Source organism: Rahnella inusitata (assembly GCF_003263515.1).
Taxonomy (GTDB): Bacteria; Pseudomonadota; Gammaproteobacteria; order Enterobacterales; family Enterobacteriaceae; genus Rahnella; species Rahnella inusitata.
Genome location: NZ_JYDE01000004.1, coordinates 143,457 through 160,109, shown reverse-complemented (window position 1 = coordinate 160,109; position 16,653 = coordinate 143,457). Strand labels below are relative to the sequence as shown.

The window sequence follows — 16,653 nt, the reverse complement described above, 5'->3', positions numbered from 1 at the left end:
ACTCTTTAAGAGTGGGTGAGTTATATGTCAGTCGGAAGCTGACTTATAAAGACTAGTGTTCACCTGATTGTATCACTATTAAAATCAGAACTTATTTCATCACAAATATTGTGTGATGTTGCCTATACAGCTAATTACATATTTCATTATTATTGGCAGTTTTCTACGGCTTTAAATGAAGAAATAATATGATTAATACCGCGAATCTTGGTGGTGCGGGTGACAAAATTTGCGTATGTTTTCAATGTCTCGTGATGGATGTCATCAGGTAAGGAGAAGGTTGCTAATTTGCTGTGACGTTTATCAATAAAATACTCGGCGACTTTGGTGGGAAATATTGCGATCATATCACTTCGTTCAATGGCGGCAATGATGCCATTGAGGGAGGAGGAGTTATAAACCACTTTCCTCATATTCGATTTATTATTTGGCACATGCTGGTTATTGACTGAAATCAGTTTCTTTACCTGACCTTCGCTGTGGCAATAGACGGCATGAGGTAAGGTATAATAATGTGAAAGTGTAAAGGCTTTTTGTGACGCGAGTAAACTGGTATCGCTGCACACCACGACGAAATTATCGACGGAGTCAATTTCGACCGAAGTAATACTGCTGTGATTCAGTGGGAAATTGCTCAGAACAATATCATTACCTGACTGCAAAAGGTTTCTCACGCACTCATCATGATTAAACAGGGTCGCGTTGGTGAAAACGAACAGTGTTTCCTGTAAATCATCACGCTGATGCAAACGTTGAAAATAAAAACTTTCGACCAAATCGGAACACATTACTCTGACGGTAGAGACTGATTTTTCGTGATTTTTAGCCTTGTGCACCACATCATCAATAATGCACATGGCATGTGAAAAAGAGTCATGAATATCCAATGCAGTTTGTGTGGGTTTCATCCCCTGAGCCGTACGGATAAACAGTTCTACGCCTATGTAACGCTGCAGCTTATTAATGGAAAGACTCACCGCAGAAACCGACAGTTCCAGTTTGTCCGCAGCGCGGGAAAGGCTGCCTGAAACAATCACCTCATTCATTATTTTGATAAGATTATAATCAAATTCATTTATCTTTCGTTCATTCATTACTTTTCTCCAGAACACAGACAGGGAGCCAGCATCATTCACATTGTGACGCTACAAATAAAGTAAAAAATATCTTAATTTTAGGTGTTTCTGTAAATCGACGGCTATTTTGAATGATTAATTAGCAGATGAAAATATTTCAACATCACAAGTGAATGTCTGCGACTGCGTTTATTAATATAAGAGATTCTTATGTTTATGTGTTGCTCAGACGAACCCGACCCTTCATCCAGCCATAGATAAAAGATTCATTACTGGCTTTACTCTCGGCTAAATCCAGATAGCGTTGTCCCTGGCTGCAATTAAGTGAGGTAACAAGCACTGCATCGCCTTCCTGGCCTCGTTCTTTCAGGAAGGCAGATAAGGCATCCAGTGTCATCGGCCCTATTTTGCCGTCTACGTTAACGTCAGGATAATATCGTCCTTGTTGATTGTAGGCGTTGAGCCAGCGCTGTAACCACTTAACACCAACGGATGGCCCCATATTGGTGCCTGTGTCACATAGCTCGAGTGCCAGTGCCGGAGATATGGCATAGACTTTGTCAAATCCGGGTTGATACCAGTAATTTTTCTCAAGAATGGCGTAAGCCTGATCGCGGGTAAATTCTTTCATATCGCCGGTATAGCCATAATCCCTCGCGGTTTTTTCAGTTATCCCCCAGTGGGTTGGGCCGCCGGGATCGTCGGGATGATTAACATAAGCACCTTCATTTTCAAGTACAGCAACGATCACGGGATTAAGAGACATGGTGAGGCCCTCTGTGGCGTCAGATTGTCAGAGCCAGATACGTACCCACGCCAATTAAAAGCAGTGACACGATCAGGCTTAACAACAGGGGTTTATAAGATAGTTTACGTTTGGGGATCTTTTCCTGAATAACATCGATACTTACTGAAGTATTTACCCGAATTCCCGATTTAGGCACGGTAATAAATAATTCATCCAATCCTAAGGTTTTAAGGTCACGACGAATTAAATAGAGCGTTTGGGTCAGGCTGGCATCGCTGGTAAAAGTACTTCTCGCTCCCCATAACGCATAAGATATCGCCGACTTCTCAATGACTTCATCTTTAGCATGTTCAATGATAAAACTGAGGCAGCGGGATCTCATGGTTGTCAGTTTAATATTCATGTCGTTATTTAGAGTCTTGAGTTCCTTTGTTCCTTCATTGAATACGTACTGACCATTAATAAGATAAACACTCATCTTTCGACTCTCTCCGGAACGGTGATTGGAATATCAGAAATTCACTTTTCGATAGGAATTATCGTATCTGGTTTTTTAAAATTCACCATACTCAATCAAATTATTATGAGTAATTTTAGATAAGTTGTGATCTGTTATAAAAACTGATGCCCATTTTGAAGGAGAGTAAAAAAACTTTTGAGTTTTTCTCAACATGGAAATAATAAAAAATGGAATAATTCACGTTAAGTTGTGTGTTTTATCGGCATCATTTGTGTCATCAAAGCGTAATTATAGTCTTAGTCTGTATGATTCTCTATATTGATGATTTAACAGGCAGCTTCGGTGTTCGTTCCACTCGTTCTCTCTTTTCAGGGATCTCAGAATCAGAATTGATGCTCATATACCGCGCATCATTACCGTCATAAATATTTTTGCTGAATGATGATTTGAGAGAAATAACAACCTCTTCAATTATAGACCCAACAGCACGACGCTGTTAGGCCCTTAACTTTTTATTCAGGAAACTAATATGACTACCAATAAATTGATCCAAACTGATTCTCTGACTGATAAATCTTATGCAGCAGACGGTTTTGACGCGTCTAAAGATACAGTGAAATACAGTTATACCTCTGCACGCGTCGCTAAACCGGTATACAACAAGTATGACACCACCAACAAACCGAAAGTCTTCGGTTACTACACCGACTGGTCCCAGTACGACAGCCGCGAGACCGACGGTGATGATACGCCAGAGAACCGTGGCCGTGGATATGATTTAGCCAACGTCAGCCCGACGGCGTACGACAAAATCATTCTCGGCTTCCTGGGCATCGTCGGTGACACTACCGGTGAAAAAGCCGAGGTAATTGCCCGCGCTGCAAGGAACCTGAATAAAGTCACTAACGAACCGACCTTCCTTGATCCGTGGGGCGACTTCCAGACCAGCAACAACGTTGGTCTGAAAAATGCCGACTGGGTGGAAATGGATGTGAATTCTGCCACCCAGGCGACGGTAAAAGGTATCGTTGGCGGCTTGCGTGATTTGCAGGCAAAAGCCAAAACGCTGGGCCATACGCTGGCACTCTCAATGAGTATCGGTGGCTGGACCATGAGCAGTGGTTTTCACAACATGTCTCAAACCCCCGCTGGTCGCAGCACCTTTGCGAAGGGCGTAGCGAAACTGTTCACCCGCTTCCCGATGTTCTCTGAAGTAGATATCGACTGGGAATATCCGGGCAACGCCGGTAACAACAACGCCTACAGCGATACGGATGGCGCAAACTACGCGCTGTTGCTGGCTGAAATCACCAAAGAGCTGAAAGCAATTAAGCGTACCGATGTCAAAATCAGTATCGCCAGCTCCGCCGTGGTGGCCATTCTGGAAAAATCCGATGTCTCAACCCTGCTCAATAACGGTCTGTACAGCATCAATGTCATGACTTATGACTTCTACGGTACGCCATGGGCAGAGAAACTCGATCACCACACTAACCTGCATGCGCTGGTAGAAGGCGGCTGGGGTGTGGACACTATCGTCGATTATCTGCTGTCGAAAGGTTTCCCGGCCGATCGCATCAACGTGGGTTATGCCGGTTATTCACGCAACGGTCAGAATGCGGTACTGGAAAGTTTCTCTCCGCTGAAAGGCACCTACACCCCGACCGCGAATGCAAATACGACCGGGACATTCGAAAGTGGTTGCAGCGAATGGTATGACCTGATCAATAACTACCTTGATCTGGAAAATCAGAAAGGCCGTAACGGCTTCAGCGTTTACACCGACCAGGTGGCAGATGCCGATTACCTTTACAACAAAGACACCAAGTTGTTCATGTCTCTTGATACGCCACGCAGTGTGCGTGCGAAAGGGCAATATGTGGCGAAAAAAGGCCTCGGCGCACTGTTTACCTGGACTATCGATCAGGACAACGGCGTGCTGGTCAATGCCGCGCGTGAAGGTCTGGGCTGCACCGTCACCAATCAGGTTATCGATATGGCACCGTTCTATTTCGACGGCGTGAACATCGGTGGCGAAGTACCGGATGACGATAAGCCTGCGACGAATACCACGCCGGTTGCCGATATTCAGTTGCAGGTTATCAGTGGTTCGAAAGTGCGTCTGAGCGGTGCCGCCTCCAGCGATGCTGACAACGATGCGCTGACGTACAAATGGAGCGTTCCGGCAGGAATTTCTCCGAGCAGCACTACCACATCAACCATTACTTTCATCGCGCCGACCGTGGTCAGCCGTGCAGAGTTCCTGTTCTCTCTGACGGTCACGGATTCCAAGGCTGCGTCTTCTGTTGCCAAGCAGTACACGCTGGTGGTGTTTGGTGAAGAAGTGGTGGAACCGGTTGTCGATCCTGTCGTCGACCCGGTTGTGGACCCTGTAGTTGATCCGGTCGTGGATCCGGTTGTCGATCCTGTTGTTGACCCGGTTGTTGATCCTGTCGGCAAATACGCCCAGTGGGATACCAATAAGGTGTACAACACCGGCGACAAAGTGAGTAATAAAGGGAAGGACTATGTCGCGAACTACTGGACTCAGGGTAACGAGCCAGGCGATCCACAGTTCACCGGCGAATGGTCGCAGTGGAAATTACTCTGACAGTTCGGGGCAATATCCCTGAGGCTCCGGCTTCATGATATTGAAACGGCAAAGCGGGACACTCTCTGGTGTCCCGCTTTTTTTGCGTTGATGAAAGGATAAGAGCGCGCAGATTGTGGCGGGCTGGCCTTCACAGACTGGCTCAGCGCGGGGGATGTACTCGGGTTAAGGGGAATATTTCGGGTGTGACATCAGGCAAAAAAATCCCCCGTTGAGATGTCTCTCGCAGGGGGTATGGTTATTCAGATGTCTTTAAAGTTTGAGCGGTTTCAGCTTCCTTCCCGCCGGGAGAGAAATTCTCAATAATCGCTGCGAATTTCCTGCCGAGCAACGTGATGATCGGTCCGGCAAATACGCCTCCCAGACCGGCGATGACCAGTAACCTGTCATCGTTGGCATCATGTGCAAGAACGAAAATGCTTAACAACATACCGCTGAAACAGGAAACGATGACCTGTAAGAGACAGGCCCGGATCTCTTCCATAATAGGTTTTTTCTGCCTGAGCATAATGTAGCGGACGATACCTCCCCACGCTGACATACCGATAATAGCCATGACGATATCTCTGTCCATTAACACGATATCTCTGGCATGTGTTGCACCAATCATAGTGTTGTCCTCATAAGTAAGAATGAAACGGTAATAAAGGGTGCGGTTAAAATATCAGCATAAAAAGTGGGGCGAAAATCACAACACAACACATTTTGACGTGACCATTTTTAGCCGGTCAGCAGGCTGAAAGTGAGAAATTGACGAGTGAGTGGCAGGGCGGCAGGGAGTTTGTCCTTTAACTGAGGGGCTTAGGGCGCGCCGGACATCGTTAAAAAAAACCAGACGAAAGAATTTAAAAAAATAATAGGTAATGGATTTCAGTCAGATAGCGGTGGTGACATTTTTGTTCGCAGGAGAAGACGCTCTGCCCGTCGCAGGAGACGGGCAGAGCGGGGGGACCGATCACTCAGGCGTTAACACGGGCATTTCCCCATCTTGCCGCCTTCGCTCGGGAATCTCGCCTCCAGACACCGGCGGTGAAATTCCCGCTCGGTCATGGGCTCGGCACCCGGATGTCGCACTTTCATATGTTGCACGTAATTCTGGTAATCCTGAACCCCCACCATCAGCCGGAAGCTTTGGGCAGTGCGCCTGATCGCCAGTTTCAGCCAGTCGGCCACGTTATGCGGCTTAGGTTCGACGATAAACAGCGGCTGGCAACGGATGATGTGCAGTGCTGCGAACCGGGGCGTTTTGAACAGAGCGCGCGAATCAGACATGGCGCACCTCACGTGCCGGACGGCCTTCGCGGCGATTTACCACGGCGGTTTCATGCACCGTCGGTGTGGCGGATTTCAACGCGCGGCGGATGACGAAGAACGACGACACCAGCATCGTCACTGCCACCAGCATGAAGAATCCGCACAGCACGGCGTTAATCTGATTGTTCAGTACGATGGTGTGCATATCCGCCAGCGTTTTCGCCGGTTTGATGATTTCTCCGCTGTCGATCCCCGCAGAGAATTTCTTCGCCTGCGCCAGGAAACCAATCGACGGTTTCTCGTGGAAAATCTTCTGCCAGCCGGCGGTCATAGAGGTGATGAACAGCCAGACGGTCGGCAAAATCGTCACCCACGCATAACGCTGTTTCTTCATTTTGAACAGCACCACGGTGCCCAGAATCAGCGCCATCGAGGCCAGCATCTGGTTACCGATGCCGAACAGTGGCCACAGAGTGTTGATACCGCCCAGCGGGTCGACGACCCCCTGATAAACGAAGAAGCCCCAGCCCGCGACCGCCACGGTTGTGCCGGCAAAAGTGCCGAGCCACGAGCGGTTGTTCGCCAGAGAGGGCACTGCAACGCCCACCAAATCCTGCACCATAAAGCGGCAGGCGCGGGTCCCGGCATCGACGGCGGTCAGGATAAACAGCGCTTCGAACAAGATGGCGAAGTGGTACCAGAACGCCATCATCGCGCGGCTGTTAAACACCTCGGTGATGATGTGCGCCATGCCGACGGCGAAGGTCGGGGCACCACCGGCGCGGGAGAGAATCGACTGCTCGCCGACGTCTTTGGCGATTTGCGTCAAGATGTCCGGCGTGATGACAAAGCCCCAGCCATTAATTACCTGCGACGCACTTTCCACCGTGGTGCCAATCAGCGCCGCCGGTGAGTTCATCGCAAAGTACACGCCGGGATCGATAACCGATGCGCAAATCAGCGCCATGATGGCGACGAAAGATTCCATCAGCATTGCGCCGTAACCGATAAAGCGGATGTGACTTTCACGTTCAATCAGCTTCGGCGTGGTGCCGCTGGAAACCAGCGCATGGAAACCCGAGATGGATCCGCAGGCGATAGTGATAAACAGGAACGGGAACAAACTGCCGGAGAAGACCGGACCGCTGCCGTCAATAAAGCGCGACACCGCTGGCATTTTCATTTCCGGCATGGCAAAGACGATCCCCACCGCCAGCCCGGCGATGACGCCAATTTTCAGGAAGGTTGAGAGATAATCACGCGGTGCCAGCAACAGCCAGACGGGCAGAACCGATGCGATAAAGCCGTAAATCACTAGGACCCAGGTCAGCGTCGTACCGTGCAAGGTAAAGAACGGTCCCCAGTAAGGATCCGCCGCGACGTTGCCGCCGTAGATAATCGCCAGCATCATCAGCACGAAGCCAATCACCGAGACTTCGGCGATTTTCCCCGGACGAAGAAAACGCATGTAAACGCCCATAAACAGGGCGATCGGAATGGTCGCGGCAATGGTGAACAGACCCCACGGGCTGTCGGCCAGCGCTTTCACCACCACCAGCGCCAGTGCCGACAGAATGATGATCATCACGCCCAGCGCGCCGAGCATGGTGACCACGCCGGCAAAGTTGCCCAGTTCCTGTTTGGCCATTTCACCCAGCGAGCGCCCGTCGCGGCGGGTGGAAATGAACAGAATCAGGAAATCCTGCACCGCACCGGCCAGCATAACGCCGACCAAAATCCAGATGGTGCCCGGCAGGAACCCCATCTGCGCGGCGAGGATCGGACCGACCAGCGGCCCGGCACCGGCAATCGCCGCAAAGTGGTGGCCGAACAACACCCATTTATTGGTCGGCACGTAATCGAGCCCGTCGTTGTGTCGTTCGGCGGGGGTCATGCGTTTATCATCGAGTTCAAAGACTTTTTCAGCGATAAACAGGCTGTAAAAACGGTAAGCAATGCTGTAACAGGCGATGGCGGCAACCACCAGCCAGAGGGCGTTGACGTGTTCACCACGGCTTAAAGCCAGCATGCAAAAAGCAAAGGCTCCGATTAACGCCACCACCAGCCAGGTTATCCCGGACTTGACGCTTTTCATGATAACAACTCCTTGTGAGTGGTCCGGCGCAGGGCTGGCCACTTTTTTTTGCGAGAGTGTAATGTAGGTAGGTAAGGGTCGTCGGCAGATTTGCACGTTACGACTTTGTTAAATTACTGGATGAAAATAATGTTTTTGAACAGAAAAGTTTGAAGTTAAAGATGAAAATGTGATGCGGTTGACGGTTTGCACCGAGACGGCTGGTCGGATGACATCAAAGTTGTGGCGGCGCGGGGATAAAAGCACAAAAAAAACCGGCCTGGAGAAGGCCGGTCTGTGGGTAAAACCTGTGAGTTACGGTATCAGAACTTATTCAGCAGTCGCTGGTTTTGGCTGACCTGGTTTGTGGTCACGCATCTGTTCCATTTTCTCAGCACGCTTCTGATAGTTCTCGTTGAACTGTTTTTTCTGCTCTGGCGTCAGCAGGTTGTACATCTTGTTTTCAGCACGGGCGCGGTCGAGCATACGGTCGGACTGCGCTTTGGTGATGGTATCAATCTGTGATTTCACTTTCGCTTCGTCAAAACTGTCGGAAGCCACCAGGTTGTGCATCTGATCCATCTGCGCTTTCATTGCTGCGCGATCCGGACGTGCGCCGCTGTCTTTCATAATGTCTTTCATCTGAGTTTTTTGCTGCTCAGTCAGATTCAGGCCTGCGAACGGATTCATATGTTGCGGACCTTTATGGTGCAGCATTTTTCCGTGTGTCGCGGCCGGTGCGTCAGGCGCTGGTGTTGCAGTCGTCTCAGCAGCAAACGCGAAAGAAGCAGAGCTCAGAGCCAGAGTTGAAGCCACAATCATTGCGGTAAGTTTACGCATAATTAAATTCCTCATTGGAGATTCAGGCACGTCGCCCGTTTTGTTTCGACGAAAGCAAGTCTACTGAATCCAATGAATAGTAATGCGATGATGATGTAAAAGAGTGAAAGGCGAAGTGTCATTTTTCCGGCAATCATGGAGAAAATGTTTAGAAAGCGTAAGGTTAGGCGAACAGACGTGAATGGATGTTCAGATAAATCCGAGTAATGCAGTGAGTTCACACATTAACATGCTGAATGTTTCGCCGCTATAGCCCGCGTGTAAAGAATGCCAGAAGTTTACTCAGGGTTTACTTAGCGGTGATCGCCCTAAACAGGCATAATAGTTTTCATTCCATTAACACTCCCTGTAACAGTGACCCGGACGATGACTGAATCCCGCTACGCTACACTGGCGCGCACGCTGCGCAAACAAATCGAGATGCAGGTCTGGCTGCCCGGCGATCGCCTGCCTTCGCTGCGCGATACCTGTAAACAGTCCGGTCTGAGCCTGATGACGGTTTTGCAGGCTTACCAGCTACTGGAAAGTCAGGGCGTGATCGTCGCCAGACCGCAATCCGGCTATTACGTCGCGGCAGGATTGCAGCGTCCGGTGCGTCATCAGCCGGATGAGCGGTTGCACGCCGCCGAACAGATAGACGTCAACGACGCGATTTTCGATATCCTCAAAGCCGGACAGGATCCGGCTGTCGTGCCACTCGGCTCGGCGTTTCCCGACCCGACCTTATTCCCGCAGCCACGTCTGGCACGCTCCCTTGCCAGCGCCGTTCGCCGGATGTCACCGCACAGCGCCACCGCCAATTTACCGCCGGGCAACGAAGAACTTCGCCGCAGTATCGCGCAGCGCTACGCGCAAAACGGCATTCAAGTCGCGCCGGATGAAATCGTCATTACCTCTGGCGCAATGGAATCGCTGGGGCTGAGTTTGCAGATGGTGACCGAACCGGGTGACTGGGTGGCGATTGAGTCTCCGGCCTTTTACGGGGTTTTGCAGGCTATTGAACGGCGCAAACTAAAAGCCGTGGCGATACCGACGGATGTGCGTTTTGGCATGGATCCGGATGCGCTGGAAAAAGCGCTGGACACTTACCCGATCAAAGCCTGCTGGCTGATGTCCAGTTTTCAGAACCCACTGGGCTGCACGTTGCCGCCTGAGAACAAAGTGCGGCTGGTGGAAATTTTACAGGCGCATCAGGTCGCTATTATAGAAGACGACGTTTACAGCGAACTTTATTTTGGCAGTGAACGCGCCGTGCCGCTGAAAGCCACCTCCTACCGCAGCGAAATTCTGCACTGTTCGTCATTTTCAAAATGTCTGGCACCGGGTTTTCGCGTCGGCTGGGTGGCGGCGGGGGCTTATGCCGAGCGTATTCAGCGGTTACAGCTGATGAGCACATTATCGGCCAGCGTTCCGGTACAACTGGCGCTGGCGGATTATTTACAGCAGGGCGGTTACGATACCCATCTGCGTCGGCTGCGCCGCGTCCTCGAACAGCGACAGATGGCGATGCACCACGCCATCATCAAAGAATTTCCTGCACAGGTCTCGGTCAGCCAGCCCAAAGGTGGTTATTTCTTGTGGCTGGATCTTGGCGAAAACGTTGATGCGGCGCGTATCTACCAGCTCGCGCTGGCGAAAGGCGTCAGCATTGCGCCGGGCACCATGTTTTCCGCCGACGAACGTTTCCGCCACTGCATCCGCATCAACACCTCGTTCGAATGGGGGCCGCACACTGCCCGCGCTATTTCAGTGCTGGCGGCGCTGGTCGGGGAGGAAATCAGGGGGTGATCACACGTCCTGCTCCCGCAATGTTTTCCCGACGTTTCCCCCCGGATGGACTTTCAGCAGCCGCTGCTGATCGAACCCGTTGCGGCGCATGATGTTGCCGCACAGCGCGTCGAACACTGCCAGCACCAGCACGATGGAGGTCGTGGCCAGCATATTTAAGGGATCGATTTCCCGTTGAATATGCGTCTTCACCACCAGCGTCGCCGCGCGGGCGATGGCGGAATCCAGATTCTCGGTGACGCTTATAACAGCCACGCCTTTGGCTTTCAGCGTCGGTAACAGGCGTGTCAGCTCTTCGGAATTGCCGCCGCGCGAAATCAGTATCATCAGGTCATCGCTGCGCAGAAAACCCAGATCGCCGTGAGCGGCATCGGTGGCGCTGAGATACACCGCAGGCTGCTCAACACACGCCAGCATATGCGCGATCTTCCGCGCCGCAATGCCCGAGGTGCCGACGCCAGTGACGGCGATTTTGCCCGTGCAGCCGGTCACGAGTATCAGCAGCTGTTGCCACGTATCGGCGTTGAGATTGTTTTGCAACGCCAGCAGCTCCTGGCTGTAGGTCTGCCAGCCCTGACACGCTTGCAAAAACTCCTGTTCGGCCGTCAATTTTTGTTCTGTATTCACTCGGTTTCCCCCTGCATCAGGCGGCGGTACTTCATGCTGTCGTGGTACATCTCATGGAATACGCGGTATTTACGGTCGTAATATTCTTTGATTTTGTTGGTCTGCGGAGTGACGGTTTTGCCGATACGGCTCATGGCGGCCATCGCCTCCGGCAGAGAATCGTACGCGCCCGCCGCGACCGTGCCCATCATGGCGCTGCCGAGCAGCATCGCTTCGCTCTCTTCCGGCAGTAACATTGCACAACCGGTGGCGTTGGAGTGCTCCTGGACAAATACCGGATTTTTGGTGCCGCCGCCGCTGGCCATCATGGTATCAATGCGGTAACCGCTCTGATTCATGGTTTCAATAATATGACGGGTGCCGAGCGCCAGCGCCTGAATGGTGGCCAGATAATGCAGCGCCATATCTTCCGGGGTGCGCGAGAGCTTCAGTCCGGTCAGCGTTCCGGTGAGTGTCGGGTTGGCGCGCGGCGAACGGTTACCGTGGAAATAGGGCAGCATATGAATGTCTTTGGTCAGGAAGGCAATATCCTCCGGCTCCCCGGCCATTTTGCGCAAAATGCCGTTCAGCACTTCATAGATGGTTTTGCCGCTGTCTTTGCCCTGTTTAAGCAAGTCCTGATAACAAGGGTGTGACTGAATGACGTGGTCGATCAGCGCGCCGGTAGTGGACTGGCCGCCTTCGTTCAGCCAGTAGTCCGGCAGGATGGCGGAAAAGTACGGCCCCCAGATCCCGCCGATATAGCGGGCGCTGCGCGACATCGCCATGTGCGCCGTCGAGGTGCCGCCGATCAGCGCGATACGGTTGTCGAAATCTGCCGATTCGCCGGAGGCTCCGCTGGCGCCGAGAATGCCAAGGCTGCCTGCGTGGGCATCGATAATCGACACGCTGACCGCCGTGCCCGCCATCAGACCCATTTCGGCGGCGGCGCGCTGCGTCAGGCCATGCCCCAGCGGTTCGCCCATGGTTTTGACCTCGCTGCCGATTTTCGCCGCGTTGTTTTCCAGCAAATCTTCCAGCCCGATCTGGCGGAAATAGCTCGGATCCCAGCGGTCTTCGTGGCCGATGTAGGTCCATTTACACACCGTAGAACACAGCGAACGGGTGGTGCTCTGCGTGGCGCGCCAGGTCAGGAAATCCGGCAGATCAAACAGATGCCCGACGTTGTTCCATGTCGTTGGCATATGCTGTTTCAGCCACAAAAGTTTCGGTGTTTGCATCTCCGGTGAAATAATTCCGCCGACAAATTCCAGCACGCGATGGCCGGTGGCGTTGATGCGTTCGGCCTGCGTGATGGCACGGTGATCCATCCACACAATGATGTTTTGCTCGCTGCGCCCTGACGGGCTGACGGTCAGCGGTTTGCCTTCTTTATCCAGCACCACCAGCGAACAGGTGGCATCGAAGCCGATGCCTTTGACCTGAATCGGGTTGATATCGGCCTGATTCACCGCATCTTTGACGGCGTTGCAGACGGATTGCCAGATCTCGTCTGAAGACTGCTCGACGAAATCGGCTTTCGGGCGGTACAGCGTGATCTCACGGCTGGCCTGGCCGACCATGCGGCCGGTCATGTCGAAGACGCCCGCGCGGGCGCTGCCGGTTCCTACGTCTACTCCAATAAAATAACTCGCCATGTTCGTTCCCTTCTGTAAAAAGCGTGAGCTTAAGATTGTCGATTTTGTAAGGCGATAAACAGGATCAGGACGCCGCCCCAGAGTGCCATCGTCAGGTAACTGCTGACGCCCATCAGGTTCAGGCCGCTTTCCAGCATTTGCAGGACGATCAGCGCCAGCACCAGCCCGATGACCCGTCCGAACCCGCCGTCGGGATTGATCCCGCCGAGCACGGACGCGAGAATGGTGACCAGCAGATAAGAGTCGCCATAGCCCGCTTTCGCCGAGTTAAATTTGGACATCATCAGCAACGCCGCGCCCCAGCCGAGCAGGGCGGAAAGGACGTACACCGCGATGGTGACTTTGTGGGTGTTGACGCCGCTAAAGCGCGTGGCCTGTTCGTTGGAGCCCATCAGATACAGGCTGCGGCCCAGCGTGGTGTGTTCGAGTAACACCCACAACAGCAGCGCGACCAGCAGAAACAGCAGCAGGGCGACCGGGATACCGAGCACGCTGCCGTTGCTGAGATACTGAATCGCCGGTGGGAAACCGGAAATCACCGCGCCGTTGGTGAGCAGAATATTCAGCCCGGCGATCAGCGTCATGGTGCCGAGGGTCGCCAGAATCGGCGATACACCGATGTAAGCGATCAGCGCACCGTTTAGCACGCCAATCACCACGGCAACCGCCAGTCCGGCCAGCAAGGCCAGCGCGAAATATTCCGGCTGGCCGGGGTGCGCGACCATAATTGCCGCCATTGCCAGAGAACAGGCGTTGGCCCCGGCAATCACCGACAGGTTAATCCCGCCGGTAAGCATGGTGATACCCATCCCCAGCGCCAGCATGCCCAGAATCGGCAGCTGCGAGGAGATCGACTGGAAATTACCGACGCTGTAAAAACTGCCACCCAGCGTGAACGAGAACAACACGGCCACGGCGACGATGATCAGCAACTGCAAACGGATGATGCGGTCGCCGGGGAAAAATCGGTTTAAGGTGCTCATGTCACATCCCCTTCGCCAGTTTGCGTTTTTCGTTCCACGCGGTGCTGCTGATGCTGATCAAAATGATCACGCCGCTGAAAACCTGATGCCAGTAAGAGGAAATACTCAGCAGCGTCAGTCCGTTTTGCAAAAATGCCAGCAGCATGACGCCGAGAATGGTGCCGGTCAGCGAACCGCGTCCGCCGGTCATGCTGGTGCCGCCAAGAACCACCGCGGCCAGCACCGTCAGCTCGTAGCCGAGCAGGGAATTCGGTGCGACCGACTGGGTGATTTGCGCCTGAACCACGGCGGCGATCCCCGCCAGTAATCCCATAAAGCCGTAGACGTAAAAATGCAGGCGCAGAATGTTCAGGCCGAGGCGCGAGGCGGCGTCGCGGTTGCTGCCCATCGCGTAAATCTGGCGGCCAACGCGGGTACGGTTCATCAGTACGCCGGTGGCGATAATTACGCCCAGCAGGCTGAGCAGCGGCAGCGTAAGTCCATAGTCGTAGCCATCGGCGGCGGTAAATTTGAACCAGCTGATGCCGTTCATAAACCAGTCGGGGAATCCGTACAGCCAGGTGCCATTGGTGAGATACACCAGCAAACCGTAGAACAGGTTCAGCGTGGCGATAGTAATGATGATGGCCGGAACGCGCAGCCAGTAGACCAGAAAACCGTTGACCAGCCCGAGCAATAAACCGGTGCCCATCGACATCGCAAACGCCAGCGGGAAACTGCCGCCGTGGTGAATGATGTAACTCGCCATCACGTACTGCCCGATGGAGGTGACGGCAGGGAAGGAGATATCAATCCCGCCGGCAATCAGCACCACAAACAGGCCACAGGCCAGAATGCCGAGAATGGCGTAACTGGTGGCGACGTCGGTCAGGTTGCCGAGCGTCATGAATTCCTGAGTGCTTATGCTCAGGCCAATCACCAACGCCAGCACCAGTAGTCCCAGCCAGAATTCGTGTTGAGAAATCAACTTCGAGAGGTTTTTGTTATCCATTGATCGCCTCCGCAATCTGCGCTTCGCTGCTCTGATGCGGGGCGAACTCGGCCACCAGTTCACCTTTGCGCATCACCAGCACGCGGTGACTGTTGTAATAGGCTTCAGGAATTTCATCGCAAATCATCAGTACCGCCATGCCGGATTCCGCCAGATCCCGCGCAATGCGGTAGATGCCTTCTTTATTGGCGATATCCACGCCGACGGTCGGCGAATCAAGGATCAGAATATGTGGCTGCGTCGCCACCCATTTGGCGATGGCGATACGTTGTGCATTACCGCCGGAGAGCGTTTTCACCGGCAGACCACTGTCGGAGACTTTAATGTTGAGGTCGCGGATCAGGTCTTTGACCACCGATGCCGCTTTGCGATGATCCATCAGGCCGGTGCGGGTTTGCAGCTTGCCGAAAATCGACACCAGCGTGTTGTCATAAATGGATTGTTCCATGATCAGCCCCTGCGTCAGACGGTCTTCGGACACATAAGCGATCCCCTGACGGATAGCGTCACGGTTGCTGTGAAATTTCACCACTTTGCCATTGACGCGGATTTCCCCACTGTCCGGCTTACTCATGCCGAACAGGCTCAGGCACAGTTCGGTACGCCCGGAACCGAGCAGGCCGATAATCGAGGTGATTTCCCCCTGACGAAGTGACAGAGAGATATCCTGATACTGGCCCTGGCGGCTGAGATGGCTGACTTCCAGCAGCGGGGTGGCTTCTGCGGGTGCGCGGTGCGGCAGATGGCTGTAGCTGAAACGCTGTCCGGTCATCAGGAACGCCAGTTCGTTGCTGTCGAGACTGCTGGCCGGATAGGTGCCGACCAGTTTGCCATCGCGCATCACGCTGATGCGGTCGGCGACTTCCATCACCTCATCCAATCGGTGGCTGACGAAAACGACGCAAATGCCCGCGGCCTTCAGCTCATTCACCACCCGCAGCAGGCCGTTGACTTCGGTACGGGTCAGCGACGCGGTCGGTTCATCCATAATAACCAGACTGGCGTCGGCGGCGATGGCGCGGCAAATGGCCACCAGCTGGCGGTCAGCGATGGATAATTTTTCGACTTTACGATCCGGGTCGAGAGAAACGCCGACCCGTTGCATGGCGGCAATCGCTTTTTTACGCATCGCCTCGCGGTGTACCCAAAAATCGCCGCCCGGCAAATAGCGGTGAACGGCAATATTTTCGGCGACCGATAAATTAGGGAATAAAGACAAATCCTGATAAATAACCTGAATGCCGTAATAAGAAGAAAGTTGCGGCGTTAATGTGTGAAATAATTTCCCGTCGAGCGTAATATTTGCGCCTTTTTCCGGCTGGTAGACGCCGGAAATAACTTTAATAATGGTGCTTTTACCGCAGCCATTCTGACCGGCCAGACAGTGCACTTCGCCTTTATTCAACGTCAGGCTGACATTATCCAGCGCCAAAACGCCGGGGAATTTTTTACTGATTTTCTCGAGGCTGATAAACGCCTCAGCAGGAACGGCGGGCGTGAGAACATTCATCACATTATCCTTTCTGCGTTCATTGTTTTATATTTTTGATATGTCTTATAGAAA

Annotated in this window: 14 protein-coding genes; 2 read left to right on the top strand and 12 right to left on the bottom strand. The window is 52.8% G+C overall.

Features of this window, described 5'->3' with window-relative positions:
• Nucleotides 1–149: 149 nt before the first annotated feature.
• The 3 genes from TU92_RS02950 to TU92_RS02940 all read right to left on the bottom strand — a co-directional run bounded on the left by TU92_RS02950 (nucleotide 150) and on the right by TU92_RS02940 (nucleotide 2,302).
• Nucleotides 150–1,094, bottom strand: coding sequence for a LysR family transcriptional regulator (locus TU92_RS02950; RefSeq protein WP_112164467.1), 945 nt, complete (start codon nucleotides 1,092–1,094; stop codon nucleotides 150–152).
• A 196-nt stretch (nucleotides 1,095–1,290) separates the two neighbouring features.
• On the bottom strand, nucleotides 1,291–1,842 hold the full coding sequence (locus TU92_RS02945) for a glycoside hydrolase family 108 protein (RefSeq protein WP_112164466.1): 552 nt from the start codon (nucleotides 1,840–1,842) through the stop codon (nucleotides 1,291–1,293).
• 19 nt (nucleotides 1,843–1,861) lie between these two features.
• Nucleotides 1,862–2,302: a winged helix-turn-helix domain-containing protein gene (locus TU92_RS02940; protein ID WP_112164465.1), complete on the bottom strand. Its 441-nt coding sequence runs from the start codon at nucleotides 2,300–2,302 to the stop codon at nucleotides 1,862–1,864.
• A gap of 511 nt (nucleotides 2,303–2,813) precedes the next feature.
• On the opposite strand from TU92_RS02940, the gene TU92_RS02935 reads away from it, so the two are divergent.
• Entirely contained in the window at nucleotides 2,814–4,895 is a 2,082-nt protein-coding gene (locus TU92_RS02935) for a glycosyl hydrolase family 18 protein (RefSeq protein WP_112164464.1), read from the top strand.
• Nucleotides 4,896–5,133: 238 nt separating this feature from the next.
• On the opposite strand, the gene TU92_RS02930 is transcribed toward TU92_RS02935, so the two are convergent.
• The 4 genes from TU92_RS02930 to spy all read right to left on the bottom strand — a co-directional run bounded on the left by TU92_RS02930 (nucleotide 5,134) and on the right by spy (nucleotide 9,063).
• Nucleotides 5,134–5,505: a phage holin family protein gene (locus TU92_RS02930; RefSeq protein WP_112164463.1), complete on the bottom strand. Its 372-nt coding sequence runs from the start codon at nucleotides 5,503–5,505 to the stop codon at nucleotides 5,134–5,136.
• A 356-nt stretch (nucleotides 5,506–5,861) separates the two neighbouring features.
• A complete protein-coding gene (locus tag TU92_RS02925) occupies nucleotides 5,862–6,167 on the bottom strand; it encodes a YbdD/YjiX family protein (RefSeq protein WP_112164462.1) in 306 nt (101 codons plus the stop codon).
• Nucleotides 6,160–8,244, bottom strand: coding sequence for a carbon starvation CstA family protein (locus TU92_RS02920; RefSeq protein WP_112164461.1), 2,085 nt, complete (start codon nucleotides 8,242–8,244; stop codon nucleotides 6,160–6,162). Before TU92_RS02920 ends, TU92_RS02925 begins: the two co-directional genes overlap by 8 nt.
• Nucleotides 8,245–8,553: 309 nt before the next feature.
• Nucleotides 8,554–9,063 (bottom strand): ATP-independent periplasmic protein-refolding chaperone Spy, encoded by a 510-nt coding sequence (gene spy / locus TU92_RS02915; RefSeq protein WP_112164460.1) that lies wholly within the window; start codon nucleotides 9,061–9,063, stop codon nucleotides 8,554–8,556.
• Nucleotides 9,064–9,429: 366 nt separating this feature from the next.
• Between spy and TU92_RS02910 the strand changes: the two genes are divergently transcribed.
• Nucleotides 9,430–10,851, top strand: a complete 1,422-nt coding sequence (locus TU92_RS02910) for an aminotransferase-like domain-containing protein (protein WP_112164459.1) — start codon at nucleotides 9,430–9,432, stop codon at nucleotides 10,849–10,851.
• Here TU92_RS02910 and TU92_RS02905 read toward each other — a convergent pair whose 3' ends face one another.
• Genes TU92_RS02905 through TU92_RS02885 form a run of 5 tightly spaced genes read right to left on the bottom strand, consistent with a single transcriptional unit; the run spans nucleotide 10,852 to nucleotide 16,599 of the window.
• Entirely contained in the window at nucleotides 10,852–11,460 is a 609-nt protein-coding gene (locus TU92_RS02905) for a KpsF/GutQ family sugar-phosphate isomerase (protein WP_112164512.1), read from the bottom strand. It lies immediately after the preceding gene.
• 14 nt (nucleotides 11,461–11,474) lie between these two features.
• Nucleotides 11,475–13,115: an FGGY-family carbohydrate kinase gene (locus tag TU92_RS02900; protein WP_112164458.1), complete on the bottom strand. Its 1,641-nt coding sequence runs from the start codon at nucleotides 13,113–13,115 to the stop codon at nucleotides 11,475–11,477.
• A gap of 29 nt (nucleotides 13,116–13,144) precedes the next feature.
• Nucleotides 13,145–14,098: an ABC transporter permease gene (locus tag TU92_RS02895; RefSeq protein WP_112164457.1), complete on the bottom strand. Its 954-nt coding sequence runs from the start codon at nucleotides 14,096–14,098 to the stop codon at nucleotides 13,145–13,147.
• A gap of 1 nt (nucleotide 14,099) precedes the next feature.
• The gene (locus TU92_RS02890) at nucleotides 14,100–15,089 is read right to left on the bottom strand and encodes an ABC transporter permease (protein WP_112164456.1); all 990 of its coding nucleotides are present in this window, start codon (nucleotides 15,087–15,089) and stop codon (nucleotides 14,100–14,102) included.
• Complete coding sequence (locus TU92_RS02885; protein ID WP_112164455.1) at nucleotides 15,082–16,599, bottom strand: sugar ABC transporter ATP-binding protein; 1,518 nt, start codon at nucleotides 16,597–16,599, stop codon at nucleotides 15,082–15,084. Before TU92_RS02885 ends, TU92_RS02890 begins: the two co-directional genes overlap by 8 nt.
• Between the last annotated feature and the right edge of the window lie 54 nt (nucleotides 16,600–16,653).